Source organism: Fontimonas sp. FW305-C-3, from assembly GCF_058783185.1.
In genome coordinates this window covers 182849-197161 of record NZ_JBYSYK010000004.1, presented here as the reverse complement: position 1 = coordinate 197161, position 14313 = coordinate 182849, and the positions used below count along the sequence as shown (strand labels likewise).

The following is a 14313-nucleotide window of genomic DNA, read 5'->3' as shown; positions in this document are numbered from 1 at the left end:
GGGACGATAGCGGCATGCAACGCCGCCAATTCCTTCAGGCCAGCGCCGCGGGTATCGCGATCGGTCTGCTTAGACCGCTGACCGCTTTCGCAGCCGCCAACAGCGCCGACGCCCGGCTCGAAGCCCTGCTCCAACGCCACAGCGAGCTGTTCCTGCACCGCTCGCCCGAGACGGCGACAGCCTATGGCCACGACAGCGGCGTCAATGTCGCGCTGCGCAGTCAGCTCGACGACCGCTCGCTCGGCGCGATCGCTCGAGATCGCGCTGCGGTCGCGCAGGGTCTGAAGGAACTCTCTGCGATCGAACGCGAGGCGCTGTCGCCCGCCGCCGCACTCGACTACGACGTCGCGCGGTTCGTCTATGAAGATCTGCGCGACACGCTCGCCTGGTACGGCTACGTCGACATCGATCTGCGCCCGAGTCCGTACGTCGTTAGCCAGATGAACGGCACGTACTACTGGCTGCCGGACTTCATCGGCGGCCGCCACCCGCTCGCGGAAAAGGCCGATGTCGATGCCTATCTCGCACGCCTGTCGGCGCTGGCGACCGCGCTCGATCAGGAGGCCGAGCGCATCCGCCACGACGCCGGCCTCGGCGTGATTCCACCGGGCTTCATCATCGACCGGACCGTCGCGCAGATCGCGGGCTTGCGCGATATGAAGCCGGCAACCACGCCGCTGATCGAACCGGCCCTGCAGCGCGCCGCCGCTGCGAAGCTGGCGGACTTCGGCGCGCAGGCGGCGAAGATCTTCACGCAAGGGATTGCCCCCGCGCTGACGCGACAGATCGAGGCGCTGCAAGCGCTGCGTGGCAAGGCTGTCGACGCTGCCGGCGTCTGGCGCCTGCCGGACGGCGAGGCTTACTACGAGACGGCGTTGCGCTCGAACACGACCTCGATGCGCAAACCCGCCGAGCTGCACGCCAGCGGGCAGGCGCAGGTCAAGGAACTGCTTGCTGAACTCGACGTCGCTCTGCGACGGCAGGGCTACAAGACCGGCAGCGTCGGCGAGCGCATCGCTGCGCTGAATGTCGACAAGCGTTTCCAGGTGCCGGACAACGACGAGGGCCGCGCACAGCTGCTCGCCAAGGCGCAGGCAGTGCTCGACGACATTCGCACGCGCCTGCCGCGCGCCTTCGACGCAACCGCGATCGATCCGCTCGTCGTGCGGCGCACGCCGGCAGCGATCGAGGGCAGCTCGCCCGGCGCGTTCTACAGCCCGGGCACCGGCGATCAGCCGGGCACGTTCTCGCTGAACCTCAAGGAGCCGGATGAACTCGCGCTATGGCGACTCCCTACGCTGGCGCATCACGAAGGCATACCCGGCCACCACTTCCAGGGCTCGGCACTCAGGCATGCCGGCGCACTGCCCCTGTTCCGCAAAGTCGTCCGCTTCTCCTCGTACACGGAAGGCTGGGCGCTGTATGCCGAGCAGGTGGCCGATGAACTCGGCGTCTACGACAACAATCCCGCTGGCCGCATCGGTTATCTGCAGTCGAGCCTGTTCCGCGCGGCGCGCATCGTCGTCGACACCGGCATCCACCAGCAGCGCTGGACGCGCCAGCAGGCGACCGAATGGATGGTCACGCAGATCGGCGAGCCGCTGATCTCGGCGACCCGCGAAATCGAGCGCTACTGCGTCTACCCGGGTCAGGCCTGCAGCTTCAAGGTCGGCGCCAACACCCTCGTCGCCGCTCGCGAAGCGGCGCGCCGGAGCATGGGCTCGCGCTTCGACATCCGCCGCTTCCACGCGCTTGTGCTCAACTCCGGACCGATGCCGATGGCGGTGCTGGAGCAGGTCGTGGCACGATGGGGCGCGCAGTGATCCGCTCATCGGATTCCACGATTCTCTTTTATTAACATAAATTTATGATCGTTTTTCTGCGGTGCGATTGTGGTCGATCCAACTGGTATGATAAGTTGACCACATGACCGATCATGCTTATCGCCCCGTCTCACGCAGCTCGCTGTCGGAGGCCGTTTTCCGCCAGCTGGCCGACCGCATCCTGCGCGGCGAGCTGCCGGCCGGTGAAACGCTGCCGGCCGAACGCGAGCTGTCGGAAGCGCTCGGCGTGAACCGCGGCGCGGTGCGTGAGGCGATCAAGCGCCTGCAACAGGCGGGGCTGGTGGCCGTGCGTCAGGGCGGCAACAGTCTGGTGCTCGACTATCTCGCTGAAGGGGGACTGGAGTTGCTGCCGAATCTGCTGCTGCACTCGGACGGTCGCGTCAACGGCACCGTCGTGCGTTCGATCATGGCCATGCGCTCGTCGCTGGCGCCGGACATTGCCGCCGCGGCGGCGCGCAAGGGCGGAGCAAAGCTTGCCGATGCGCTCGACGATCTGCTCGCGCAGATGAAGGGCGGCAAGGCCGATCTGCGCACGCTGCAGCAGCTCGCGCATGCGTACTGGAAGCTGCTCGTTGAACGCGGCGGCAACGTCGCCTACCGGCTGGCGTTCAACTCGATGAGCAAGACTTATCTGCAGGTGCAGGAGGCGCTGGCACAGGTGCTGGAAGCCGAATTCCGCGATCACGCGAACTTCGCCGCAATCGCCGCGGCGATTCGCAAGGCTGACCCGGAAGCTGCGCGCGCCGCGGGCCTGCGGCATGTCGAGATCGGCCGCAAGGCGCTGGAGCTGGCACTGGATCAGGTTGAAGCACGTGGAGGGCGGATGTGAACACCGAACGCGCCAATGACCGTGAAATGATGGCGGCGGCGAACACCGCCCAGAAAAATCCGATGCGCCCGCCGGACACGCTGCCGCGCGATGCGGCGACGGCGCTCGCGGTGTTCTGGAAGCATCCGAGCACGCTGCTGATCGCGGGCTTCGTCGTGCTGTTCGCGGCCACACGTATCGCGCTGGGTAGCTGGAGCTGGGTCGACGCGGCCATTGCGCTGGGACTCGTCGCCTATTTCCCGGTCAACGAATGGCTGATCCATGTCGTGATGCTGCATTGGCGTCCGCGCAAGGTCTTGGGCCGCACGATCGATTTCTATCTGCCCAAGACGCATCGGCGCCATCATGCCGATCCCTGGAATCTGAAATGGGTGTTCATCCCGCGCCACGTGCATCTGCTGGTGCTGCCGACGATTGGCCTGCTGCTGTGGGCCTTCTGGCCCTGGAAGCAATGGGTGCTGACCGGCGTCACGACCTACCTGCTGCTCGGCCTGCACTATGAATGGGTGCACTTTCTGTCGCACATCCCCTGGTGCCCCGACAATGCGTACTACCAGCGCCGCGTGCGCGAGCATCGCTACCACCATTTCCGCAACGAGAACTACTGGTGGGGCGTGTCGATGGGTCTCGGCGACCGTCTGTTCGGCACGGCGCCGAAAGTCGACGAGGTGCAGCGCTCGGGGACGGCGCAGACCGTCGGCCGGCCCTGAGCCATCAGGCTTCCTGGGCTCCGCGCGCGATGCAGTGCTGAGTGGATGGCTCGCCATCAATGCCGATCAGGCTGGTGTCGGTGAAGCTCCATGCGTACTTCAGCCCAGCGGCCGTCGCGGCTTCCACGGCCTTGTAGCATTCGCCGCTGCCGGCAATGACATAGGCAACCCGCTGACTCCGGAAATTGTCCGGTTCGGTTCTCGAGAGAACCCGCACGGCTGCGGATTCGTACTCCAGCTGAAACACTGAACGATTGGCCAGTTCCGGCTCGAAGATGAGGTACTGCGTCTCGAGGCGAAGGGCAAACTTGAAGCCGTAGTCTTCGGCAAAGGTGCCATTGCGCCAGCCGTTGCCGGGAATGTCTGTGTGGATATCGCGCAGGAAATAGCGGCCGCGCACCAGATCGTCATGCAAGCCTTCGATGTATGGAATCCGGTACGAAGGCAGGTACGGTTGCCGGATGCCGTACAGCCGATAAAGACTCATCAGCGCATCGCGGCGCTGGGTTTGCGTCCAGGTCGCGTGATACTGGGAAACCGTCCGTGCCATATCCGGCGCCAGGAACACGATGAGCAAGCCGGCGCAGCCGATCGCGAAAAATCTCGATCGCGGCATTGCGAGAATGGCGTGGACGAGCGAAACACCGGCTGTCACGAACAGCACTTCGGAACAGAACGCGGTGCGCGCGCTGAAACTCACACCGGTTGCGCCGACCATCGCCATCGCGCTGGCCAGGCCGTACAGCAGAATGATCGCCGCGCGGCGCAGTCCCGCCATGGGAACACGGAACAGCAACGCCGCCAATGTCAGCGCAAACAGCATGTAGAAGATTTCGGTGCCGCGCGTGCCCTGCTCCCAGATGCGCACGATCATTGGCCAGAGGCGCGCGGCCATCGGAATGCCATCGTCCTGCATGGCGAACCGTGCGTAGTTTCCGGGCGCCGCGATCAGTATGGCGGTGCCGCAGAGATACGCGATCGCGGCAATCAGATACCAGCGCGGCACCTGCGATCGACGCACGAATCTGAGCCACAGCAGCGCGACGATGAGCAGCATCGCGGTCGCCGCCGTCAGATTTTCCAAGGTCGCGGCGCCCAGCAGGTAGAAGAGCGGCAGCACATACAGCCGGCGGGCGGTGTTGGGGCGCACCGCCTCATCGCAGAGCAGATCGACAAACGGCTTGACGAGAAGCTGCGTTGCGGCGATGACCCATAGAAACCCGACCGCACCGGTTTTCCACAGGATGCCCTCGCCGAAGGCATCGAGATACAACCACACACCGCCGAGGGCCGCGGCCAGCGTCAGCACATCATCGCGATTTCTTCCCGGCAAGCGTCCGCTCGCCAGCCAGAACATTCCGAGCAGCAGCAGGCAGAAGGCGGCGGCGTTGATCACCGCAAAGACGGCTTGGGTGCCCGGGTATAGCCACAGCGCGATGTAGGTGAACAGCAGCACGCTGGCGCGGCCGGTCCAGGTTTCGTATTCCCAGGCAATGCGTTTGAAAGTCTGGATCAGATCGCCGCCGGCCAGGGTGCGATGCCAATCGTCGCCCCAGGTCGGCGTCATCAGGTTGAGCGCCAGCATCAGCAGAAAGACCGCACCGAACAGCAGCCCGAGACCGATCCAGGAATGCGTGCGCCTCGGGCGCTGCTCCGCGTGCAGCGATTCTGCTGTTTCGTGCATTGACCCGCCTCTACCCCGGTTGATGCGCCAGTCCGTTGGCGTCGCTGGCTGCGCTCGCTAGCCGGCTACTTTACACAGCCATTCGTCCGGACAACGGCGTCGCCGTCGCCGCCGATGCGGGATCCGCCGCGCTGCCGGCTTGCCTGGACCGGCGCCTTGGGTTACAAGCGCCACCTCACATGAGCCACTTGCAGAGCAACCCGTGAATTCCTCCCGCGTCGTCTTCGTCACCGGCGCCAGCGCCGGCTTTGGCATGGCCATCGCACGCCGCTTCGTTGCCGATGGCTGCCGCGTCATCATCAGCGGCCGCCGCGGCGAGCGCCTGCGCAAGCTGGCCGCCGAGCTTGGCCCGCTGGCATTGCCGCTGACCTTCGATGTGCGCGACGCCAAGGCGATCGAAACCGCGCTGGCCGAGTTGCCGGCGGAATTCGCCGAAGTCGACGTGCTGATCAACAACGCCGGCCTCGCCCTCGGCCTCGAGCCGGCGCACAAGGCCGTGATGGACGATTGGGAGCGCATGGTCGACACCAACATCAAGGGCCTGATGTACATGACCCGCGCGCTGTTGCCGGGCATGGTGGCGCGCAACCGCGGCCATGTCGTCAATATCGGCTCGGTCGCCGGCGAGTGGCCGTATCCGGGTGGCAATGTCTATGGCGGCACCAAGGCCTTTGTCCGTCATTTTTCGCTGAACCTGCGCGCCGACCTGGCTGGCACGGCGGTACGTGTCAGCAACGTCGAACCCGGACTCTGCGGCGGAACGGAGTTCTCCAACGTGCGCTTCCACGGCGACGACGCGCGCGCCGCGAAGATCTACGACAAGGTCACCCCGATGTCGGCCGAGGACATCGCCGAGGCGGTGCACTGGATTGCGACGCGCCCCGCGCACGTCAACATCAATACGATCTCGATGATGCCGGTCGCGCAGACTTTTTCGCCGTTGACCATCCATCGCGCCTGACCCTACCCGCACAGGTATTTATTCGCGGCGGCATTTGCTTTAGCGTGCCGCCGCCCCACTCATTACCGGAATCGAATCATGTCCAAGCCTGAAATCTTCGTCGTCAGCGCAGTGCGCACCGCGATCGGCTCCTACGGCGGCACGCTGAAGGATGTGCCGCTGGCGGATCTCGCGACCACCGCGATCAAGGCGTCCCTGGAGCGCGCCGGCATCAGTGGCGATCAGGTCGGTCACGTCGTCATGGGCACGGTGATTCCGACCGAGACGCGCGACGCCTACCTGAGCCGGCTGGCTTCGGTGAACGCCGGCATTTCCAAAGAGACGCCGGCCTACAACGTCAACCGTCTGTGCGGCTCCGGCATGCAGGCGATCGTTTCCGCCGCGCAGACGATCCTGCTCGGCGACGCCGGCATTGCGATCGGCGCCGGCGCGGAGTCGATGAGCCGCGGCCCGTACATCGTGCCGAACGCGCGCTGGGGCGCACGTTTGGGCGACACGCAGATGATCGATTACATGAACGGCATCCTGCATGACCCGTTCCAGGCTTTTCACATGGGCATCACCGCCGAGAATGTCGCCGAACGGTTCGGCATCACGCGCGAGATGCAGGATCAGCTCGCCGCGGAAAGCCAGCAGCGCGCGGCGAAGGCGATTGCCGAAGGCCGTTTCAAGAGCCAGATCGTCAACGTCGAGATCAAGACGCGCAAGGGCGTGATCAGCTTTGACACCGACGAGAACGTGCGCGGCGACACGACGGCCGAAAGCCTCGCCAAGCTCAAGCCGGTGTTCAAGAAGGACGGTCTGGTCACGGCCGGCAATGCGTCGAGCCTCAACGACGGCGCGGCATCGGTCGTGCTTGCTTCGGGGGAACAGGTCAAGGCGCTCAACCTCAAGCCGCTCGCACGTCTGGTTTCCTACGGCCACGCCGGCGTCGAGCCCGCCTACATGGGTATCGGCCCGGTACCGGCGACGCAGCAGGCGCTGAAGCGCGCCGGCATCGCGATCAAGGATCTCGATGTCATCGAGGCCAACGAGGCCTTTGCCGCACAGGCCTGCGCGGTATCCAAGGAACTCGGCTTCGATCCGGCCAAGGTCAATCCGAACGGCTCGGGCATCTCGCTCGGCCATCCGGTCGGCGCGACCGGCACCATGATCGTCACCAAGGCGATCTACGAGCTGCAGCGGCTGCAGGGCCGCTACGCACTGGCGACGATGTGCATCGGCGGCGGCCAGGGCATCGCGACCATTTTCGAACGCGTCTGATCGCCGCGGATCGCGGGCCGGCCGATCGTCCGGCCCGCGATACCGGAACCGCCGCATGAGTCTGCTGCAGAAGCTGGGCTTGTCATGGCTGATTCTGCTCATCGGCGCGCTGGTCGTCGCCCGGTTCGCCGCTCTCGATCGCGTACCTCCCGGCTTCTATCTGGACGAAGCCGCTATCGCGGCACAGGTCGTCTGCATCGAACGAACTCAGGCCGACGCGCACGGCACGCGCTGGCCCCTGTACTCGCCGGTGCTCGCCGGCGGTCAAGTCTCCGCACCGCTGCTGTATCCGGCGGCGGCGTGGACAGCGTTGTTCGGCGCATCGGAAAGCGCGCTGCGCGCCTTCGTCGCGGCCCATGGTCTGCTGCTGGCCCTGGCGATTGCCACCGCCATCGGCCTGACCACGCGCAGCCTGCCGGCGGCCGCGCTGACGCTGCTGATCGGACTTTGCTCGCCATGGCTGTTTGTGCTGTCGCGCGTCTTCTGGGATCCGATCGTCGGTGCCACGTGGACCGGCATTGCATTCGCCGCGTTCTGGATTGCGCGTCAGGCCGAGCGGCCGAGCGGCCAGCGGCGTCTGCTGTGGTGTCTGGCCGCGATGGCCGCTGCGTTAGCGGCGTACGCCTATCCGCCTTTGCGGATCCAGCTGCTCGCTTCGGCCGCATGGTTGCTGCTCGTCGATCGGAGCTGGAGAACGGACGCGGCATTCTGGTACGGCGCCATCCTGTTCGGCGTGCTCGTCGCGCCGCTCCTTTACCTGTATGCGTTTGATGCCGAGTTCGCATTGCGCAGCCAGACGCTCGCCATCTGGAACCCCGACTGGCTGGGCGGGCAGAACCTGACTGTCCGCGATCTGCCGCGGATCGCGTTCGACAATCTGCTGGTCAACCTGGACCCGCGCTATCTGTTCTGGCGCGGAGGGATCAACCTGCACCACGGCACCGGATTCGGCGGGCCCATCGGCCCCGTGGAGTTGGTGGTTCTGTTGTGCGCGCTGGCACTGTCGCCCCGGTTGTTTGTGAGCCGCGATGGCGTTCTGTTGCTCGGCTTGTTCATTGCGGCCCTGCTCCCCGCCGCACTGACCTGGGATCGCAATCCGCATACGCTGCGCAGCATCGGCGCGATCGCGCCCTTGTTGCTGCTGCTCGGCCTGGCCGCGCATCGCGCGACGACCCGATTGAACGCAAGGCATCGAAGCATCGCGCTGATCGCCCTGCTGTGCGGCGCCACGGCATGGGCCGGCTTTTACGGCAGCGACTACTTCGGCGACTACCGCAAGCGCGCCGCCCCCTGGTTCGAAGGATCGGCCCATCTGGCTACGAGCGATCCGCAACTCGAGTTGGCGAACCGCTACTACCAGGCGCGCCTCGGCCAGCCGCTCCACTGCCCGGGCCCGCAGTAGCAAAAATCCTGATTGTCCGTAGGCTGGCGCGCATGCCTTATCTACGCATGCGCGACGGCGCCAAGCTGCACTATCACGATCTCGGCCGCGGCGAGCCGGTCGTCCTGCTGCACGGATTTGCGATGCCTGCTTCGCTATGGCTGCCGTTCGCCATTCCGCTGATGCAGCGCTATCGCTTCATCCTGCCGGACCTGCGCGGCTTCGGCGGTTCGCACGAACTCGCGTTGAGCGACAGCTGCCTGCTCAGCCAGCACGCCAACGATCTTGCCGATCTGATCAAGGGTCTGAACCTGCACGACATCCGCCTCGGCGGCCTGTCGATGGGCGCCTGCACGGCGATGCAATATCACCGCCTGCATGGCTTCGAGCGCATCCACAGCTACCTGCACATCGACCAGTCACCCTGTGTGCGCAACGGCGAAGACTGGCAGCACGGACTGCTCGGCAGCGCGCAGGCCGATCGGCTCGGGCACTGGCAGGCGGTCATGGATCAGCTCAAGGCCTATCGCGGCCTGCCTTACGAGCAATTACCGCGGGCGCTGCGCCGCTCGCTGTGGAGCAGCCTGGCCGAGTTCTTCGGTGCCGCGTTCCATCGCCGGCACTGGAAAATGTTCAGCCGCCTGGCGCAGCATGAGCTGCTGATCCGTCGCGTAACGCCGACGACGAACTGGTCGATCTATCTGGACAGCGTGTTCTCGTACATGGAGGGCGACTACGACTGGCGCCCCTCGCTGCCGAAGATCGAAGTGCCGATGACGGTACTCATCGGGCGCGATTCGGTGATGTACCCCGCAGCGGGTCAGGCCCACATCGCCAAGCTCGTCCCGCACGCGAATGTCGTGACGATCGACAACTGCGGCCATGCGATTCCGTTCGAGGCGCCGCGCCGCTTCAATCGCGAACTGCGCGAGTTCCTCGCCGCCGCCTAGCGCGGAAACAAAGACGCCGGCACATGGGCCGGCGTCTTTGATCGATCAGCCGCTCAGAGGCTGAGCCGGCGCCGGCGCAACAGCGCGCCCAGACCGAGCAGGGCCAGCGCGAAAGGATTGCTCGCGCCGCCGCCACCGCCGTTTTCTTCCGGCTCCGGGGTTTCGGTCGGCTCAGGCGTGGCTGTCGCCGTCGGGGCCGCTGTCGGAATCGCGGTCGGTGTTGGCGTCGGCGCACCGGTCGGCGTCGCGGTAGGCGCTGGCGTCGCACCGAGCGCGCTGGCGTTCTTGCCGAGCAGACGACGATTGCCGCTGTTGGCCGGATCCAGCCAGGCCTTGAGCTGGCTGCCCGCCGTGCCGCCGCCCAGCCACTGCTGGTCGATACGCGCATAGGAGTCGGTCAGCGAGGCATCGGCGCATTCCGAAGCGCCGCCGCTGAGCACGCCGATCACCAGCTTGTCCTGGTTCCACAGCGGCGAGCCTGACGAGCCCGGCTCGGTGACGCCCTGGCTCCAGGTCACGATCCAGGCCGGCACTTCTTCGTAGCCGTCGACACCCGCCGGGCCCTTCTCCGGGGCGCTGGTGAACTCGCTGATCTTCTTCACGTCGCCCGCCGGATGGTGGATGCCGACGCCGTCGGTGACGGCGCTGTTGCTGGCATCGAAGCCGGCATAGAACACGTTGTACGACGCCGGCGGCTTGCTGCTGACACGCAGCAGCGCCATGTCGTGTGCCTGGCTCAGCGCGACGACCGTCGTGCCGGTGATGTTCTGCGTATCGCTGGCATCCGCCGCGCCTTCGCAGGTGCTGTTCTGGAAGTTCCAGTAGACGACGATGTCGCCGGCGTTCGCCGAGCGGATCTCGCAGTGATGCGCGGTCAGGATGTAAGGCTTTGCGTCCTCGGCGAAGTTGTTCACCAGCGCGCCGGAGCAGGAGCCCACCGAATCGCCGACCGGAATCTGCAGCTTCACGACCGAACGGATCTGGTTGCGCCAGGCATTGCCAAGCGGGCAGGCAACGTTGATCTCGCAGGCGGTCGAAGAGCCTATGTCCTGCACGTCGCGCGGATCGCGCCAGGCGTGAGCGACACGTGCGAGATCCAGCGCCGCGCCGGCGCGCTGTGCGCTCGGCAGCGAGAGTTCGATAACGGCCATGTCGCCCGGGACCATCGCGGTCCACAGGCGGCCGTTGGCCGACAGGTTCTCCGCGCTGTACGGCCCCTGCACGGTCTTGCCGGCAACGTCGTAGATGCGCAGCTGTGCGGTGGCCGGCAGCGCAACTCGGCCGAACTCCATCATCAGCGCCTTGGCGCCGGACGAATAGACGCGCGTGCGCCAGCGCGAGGTGCCAGCCTGCGGCTCATCCCATACGCCGTCGGCCAGCGATAGCGGCAGGCGCGCCGTCGCCGCGAACAGCTGCGGACCGCTGCCCTTGTGCTGGCGGTCACGGGCAATCGATTTGGCGAGGACATCCGCCGGCGCAACATGCAGCGGCAGCTCGTCGAGCGCGGAAAGATCGGCTTGGAAGGCGGCATAGGCCGCCGGCGTGGAACAGACGGCCAACAACGCCGCCGACAGCAACAAGCGAAGACGCATGGTTCTGACCCCCAAAGTCAGGTGAACGCATAAAGCGGATTAGGATTCGCCGCGCGTCCCTGCGTCCGACGTGCACGGTTGACACCGTGTCAACTCAGCATACGCCGAGCCGTCGCTTTTAATACCCCCTTGCTGGGGGATGCCCGACTGGAGAAACACCAGCGCCTTGAGCGCTGGTTCACAGTTACCGCGCGCGGTGCCGGTGCGTCAGGACAGGTAGGTGTAGCCGGTCAGGCCCGCATCCAGTTCTTCAAGAAACGCGATGCGCTCGGCCTGGCTCAGATTGCTGCGCTCCAGCTTTTCGCGATACGCCGCGCTGAGGGTTTCCGGCAGCAGGTGAACATAGCGCAGCAGCTCGTCGGTGCGGTCGCCGTGCTCTGCGCCTTCGAGATTCCAGCCACCCTTGCCATCGAGGACGACATTGACGGCATTGGTGTCGCCGAACAGGTTGTGCATGTCGCCGAGGATTTCCTGGTATGCGCCGACCATGAAGAACGCCACCAGATACTGCTCGCCGTCGCGCAGCGCATGCATCGGCAGCGTTGGCTCCAGACCGCCGCGGTCGACGTACTGGTCGAGGCGGCCGTCGGAATCGCAGGTCAGATCGCAGAGGCTCGCGCGTACGTTCGGCCGTTCGTTGAGGCGATGCACCGGCACGATCGGAAACACCTGGTCGATCGCCCAGGCGTCCGGCACCGACTGGAACACCGAGAAATTGCAGAAATACTTTTCGGCGAGTTTCTCGCGCAGTTCATCAAGCGCCTCGCGATGCGCGCGGATGCTCGGATCCAGCTTCGGCTGCAAGCCGTGGCAGACCGCGTAGTAGAGCACTTCGGCATCCGCGCGCTGGCGCAAGGTCAGCGAGCCGTGCGTGTACTGCGCTTGCGCCTCTTGAAGAAACGCAGCGGCATCATGCAGGCATTCCAGCGGGCCGCGCGAAGCCAGATCGGCTTGCAGTGTGCGCAGCTCCTGCAGCACGGCAGGCTCGTCGTCGCCGACCGGCGGCACCGCGCGGACCTGCACGGTCTCGTGATCGATGACGTCGGTGATCAGCACCGCGTGATGCGCGGTCAATGCACGGCCGGACTCGGAAATGATGTGCGGCTCCGGCTGGCCGGCCTGCGCGCAGACGTCCTGCAGCGTGCGCACGACATTGCGCGCGTACTCGCGCGTCGTGTAGTTCATCGAGCACGAAGAGCGCGAGCGCGTGCCTTCGTAGTCGACGCCGAGGCCGCCGCCGACATCGACGACCGCGACCGGCACGCCGAGCGCGCGCAGCTCGGTATAGAAGCGCGCCGCTTCGCGCATGCCGCGCGCGATGTCCTGCACGTTGGCAACCTGCGAGCCGAGATGGAAATGCACCATCTGCACCGCGTCCAGGCACCCCGCCGCGCGCAGCTCGTCGACCGCCGCCAGCACCTGCGCACAGGACAGGCCGAACTTGGATTTCTCGCCGCCGGTGTTCTGCCACTTGCCGGCGCTGATCGACGCCAGGCGCACGCGCAGGCCGATGCGCGGCGCGACGCCGAGACGCTTGGATTCCTCGATGACCAGCGGCAGCTCGGAGCGCTTCTCGACGACGATGTAGACCTTGTGGCCGAGCTTCTCGCTGATCAAGGCACGGCGGATGTAGGCGCGATCCTTGTAGCCGTTGCAGACGATGACGCTGCCCGGCCGCGCCATGCCGAGCACCGCCGCCAGCTCCGGCTTGCTGCCCGCTTCGAGACCGACACGATCGCCGCCGTGGCTGACGATCTCGCGGATCACATCGCCCTGCTGGTTGACCTTGATCGGGTACACGGCGGTGTACTGGCCGCTGTACTCAAGCTCCTTGATGACATCGGCGAACGCGCCGGTCAGCGCGTCGACGCGGTCGTGCAGGATGTTGACGAAGCGCACCAGCACCGGCAGCTGCAGCCCCTCGGTCTTGAGCCGCTGGGCCAGCGCATAGAGGTCGATCTGCGAAGGGTCGCGGTCACGGAACGGCCGCACCTGCAGATGGCCGTCGGCGCTGACGCCGAAGTAGCCCTCGCCCCAGTACGGCATGTTGTAGAGATCGGAGGCCTGCTCGGCGGTCCATGCCACGGTGCTGTCATTCATTTTGGGGCTTCAACCTTTATACTCGCGCGCATTCTAGGGCCCGTAGTGTCGGCCCGCGACCTTACCGCCATAAGTCCATTGCCGGAATATTGAAATGAGCCTTGATCAACGCTGGTTTTCCGAACCCGTCGAAGCCACCGGCACGGCCTTTTCGCTGACCGGCGAGAAGCTCCACGAGGAGCAGACGCCGTACCAGAAGATCGAGATCTGGAAGACCGAGACCTTCGGCTACCTGATGACGATCGACGGCTGCACGATGGTCTCGACGCGCGACAATTTCCTCTATCACGAGATGATGTCGCACCCGGCGCTGAACTCGCACCCGAATCCTAAGAACGTCGTCGTCGTCGGTGGCGGTGACTGCGGCACGCTGCGCGAGGTGCTCAAGCATCCCGAGGTGAAGACCGCCACCCAGGTCGAGATCGACGAGCGCGTCACGCGCCTGTCCGAGCAGTATTTCCCCGAGCTGTGCGACAAGAACAACGACCCGCGCGCAACGCTGTTCTTCGGCGACGGCATCCAGTGGATGAAGGACGCCAAGCCGGGCTCGATCGACCTGATCATCATCGACTCGACCGATCCGGTCGGCCCGGCCGAGGGCCTGTTCGGCAAGAAGTTCTACCTCGACTGCATCAAGGCGCTGGCGCCGGACGGCATGCTGGTCCAGCAATCGGAGTCGCCGCTGCTGCATCTGTCGCTGATCCAGGAGATGCACGCCGCAATGCGCGATGCCGGATTCGCCCAGACCCATCTGCTGCACTTCCCGCAGCCGATCTATCCGTCCGGCTGGTGGTCGGGCTCGATCGCCTGCAAGAAACCGGGCGCGCTCGCGCAGCGGCTGGACGAGAAGACCATCGCCGCGCTCGACACCCAGTACTACAACGCCGACACCCATCGCGGTGCGTTCGCGCTGCCGAACTACGTGCGCAAGGCACTCGGCCAGTAAACCCGGAAGCGGGCAAAAAAAATGCGCCCGGAAGGGCGCATTTTTCGTGGCAA

General features: G+C 65.6%; 11 protein-coding genes. 8 read left to right on the top strand and 3 right to left on the bottom strand.

Going from position 1 to position 14313, the window contains the following annotated elements; translation table 11 throughout:
• The first annotated feature begins 14 nt into the window (after positions 1–14).
• The 3 genes from AC3WUF_RS16355 to AC3WUF_RS16345 all read left to right on the top strand — a co-directional run bounded on the left by AC3WUF_RS16355 (position 15) and on the right by AC3WUF_RS16345 (position 3383).
• Complete coding sequence (locus AC3WUF_RS16355) at positions 15–1823, top strand: DUF885 domain-containing protein (protein WP_492427528.1); 1809 nt, start codon at positions 15–17, stop codon at positions 1821–1823.
• Between the two features lie 103 nt (positions 1824–1926).
• Positions 1927–2673: a FadR/GntR family transcriptional regulator gene (locus tag AC3WUF_RS16350; protein WP_492427526.1), complete on the top strand. Its 747-nt coding sequence runs from the start codon at positions 1927–1929 to the stop codon at positions 2671–2673.
• Complete coding sequence (locus AC3WUF_RS16345) at positions 2670–3383, top strand: sterol desaturase family protein (RefSeq protein WP_492427524.1); 714 nt, start codon at positions 2670–2672, stop codon at positions 3381–3383. Before AC3WUF_RS16350 ends, AC3WUF_RS16345 begins: the two co-directional genes overlap by 4 nt.
• A gap of 4 nt (positions 3384–3387) precedes the next feature.
• Here the strand turns inward: AC3WUF_RS16345 and AC3WUF_RS16340 are convergent, their stop codons facing one another.
• Positions 3388–5067, bottom strand: a complete 1680-nt coding sequence (locus AC3WUF_RS16340) for a DUF6056 family protein (RefSeq protein WP_492427522.1) — start codon at positions 5065–5067, stop codon at positions 3388–3390.
• Positions 5068–5269: 202 nt separating this feature from the next.
• Between AC3WUF_RS16340 and AC3WUF_RS16335 the strand changes: the two genes are divergently transcribed.
• From AC3WUF_RS16335 to AC3WUF_RS16320, 4 genes are all read left to right on the top strand, one after another.
• A complete protein-coding gene (locus AC3WUF_RS16335; RefSeq protein WP_492427520.1) occupies positions 5270–6028 on the top strand; it encodes an SDR family NAD(P)-dependent oxidoreductase in 759 nt (252 codons plus the stop codon).
• A 78-nt stretch (positions 6029–6106) separates the two neighbouring features.
• Complete coding sequence (locus tag AC3WUF_RS16330) at positions 6107–7291, top strand: acetyl-CoA C-acyltransferase family protein (protein ID WP_492427519.1); 1185 nt, start codon at positions 6107–6109, stop codon at positions 7289–7291.
• A gap of 55 nt (positions 7292–7346) precedes the next feature.
• Entirely contained in the window at positions 7347–8693 is a 1347-nt protein-coding gene (locus tag AC3WUF_RS16325) for a hypothetical protein (RefSeq protein ID WP_492427517.1), read from the top strand.
• A 32-nt stretch (positions 8694–8725) separates the two neighbouring features.
• Positions 8726–9622, top strand: coding sequence for an alpha/beta fold hydrolase (locus AC3WUF_RS16320; RefSeq protein ID WP_492427515.1), 897 nt, complete (start codon positions 8726–8728; stop codon positions 9620–9622).
• 53 nt (positions 9623–9675) lie between these two features.
• Here AC3WUF_RS16320 and AC3WUF_RS16315 read toward each other — a convergent pair whose 3' ends face one another.
• Together AC3WUF_RS16315 and speA are read right to left on the bottom strand one after the other, a co-directional pair.
• The gene (locus AC3WUF_RS16315) at positions 9676–11214 is read right to left on the bottom strand and encodes a trypsin-like serine peptidase (protein WP_492427513.1); all 1539 of its coding nucleotides are present in this window, start codon (positions 11212–11214) and stop codon (positions 9676–9678) included.
• A 207-nt stretch (positions 11215–11421) separates the two neighbouring features.
• A complete protein-coding gene (gene speA / locus AC3WUF_RS16310) occupies positions 11422–13314 on the bottom strand; it encodes a biosynthetic arginine decarboxylase (protein ID WP_492427511.1) in 1893 nt (630 codons plus the stop codon).
• A gap of 94 nt (positions 13315–13408) precedes the next feature.
• On the opposite strand from speA, the gene speE reads away from it, so the two are divergent.
• A complete protein-coding gene (speE, locus tag AC3WUF_RS16305; protein WP_492427509.1) occupies positions 13409–14260 on the top strand; it encodes a polyamine aminopropyltransferase in 852 nt (283 codons plus the stop codon).
• Positions 14261–14313: the final 53 nt, after the last annotated feature.

What these genes read in the sequence shown, in the direction of transcription:
- AC3WUF_RS16320 (WP_492427515.1), top strand. Translation starts at nt 8,726, where the DNA reads ATGCCTTATCTACGCATGCGCGACGGCGCCAAGCTGCACTATCACGAT.
- AC3WUF_RS16325 (WP_492427517.1), top strand. Translation starts at nt 7,347, where the DNA reads ATGAGTCTGCTGCAGAAGCTGGGCTTGTCATGGCTGATTCTGCTCATC.
- speA (WP_492427511.1), bottom strand. Translation starts at nt 13,314, where the DNA reads ATGAATGACAGCACCGTGGCATGGACCGCCGAGCAGGCCTCCGATCTC.
- AC3WUF_RS16355 (WP_492427528.1), top strand. Translation starts at nt 15, where the DNA reads ATGCAACGCCGCCAATTCCTTCAGGCCAGCGCCGCGGGTATCGCGATC.
- AC3WUF_RS16330 (WP_492427519.1), top strand. Translation starts at nt 6,107, where the DNA reads ATGTCCAAGCCTGAAATCTTCGTCGTCAGCGCAGTGCGCACCGCGATC.
- AC3WUF_RS16315 (WP_492427513.1), bottom strand. Translation starts at nt 11,214, where the DNA reads ATGCGTCTTCGCTTGTTGCTGTCGGCGGCGTTGTTGGCCGTCTGTTCC.
- AC3WUF_RS16350 (WP_492427526.1), top strand. Translation starts at nt 1,927, where the DNA reads ATGACCGATCATGCTTATCGCCCCGTCTCACGCAGCTCGCTGTCGGAG.
- speE (WP_492427509.1), top strand. Translation starts at nt 13,409, where the DNA reads ATGAGCCTTGATCAACGCTGGTTTTCCGAACCCGTCGAAGCCACCGGC.
- AC3WUF_RS16340 (WP_492427522.1), bottom strand. Translation starts at nt 5,067, where the DNA reads ATGCACGAAACAGCAGAATCGCTGCACGCGGAGCAGCGCCCGAGGCGC.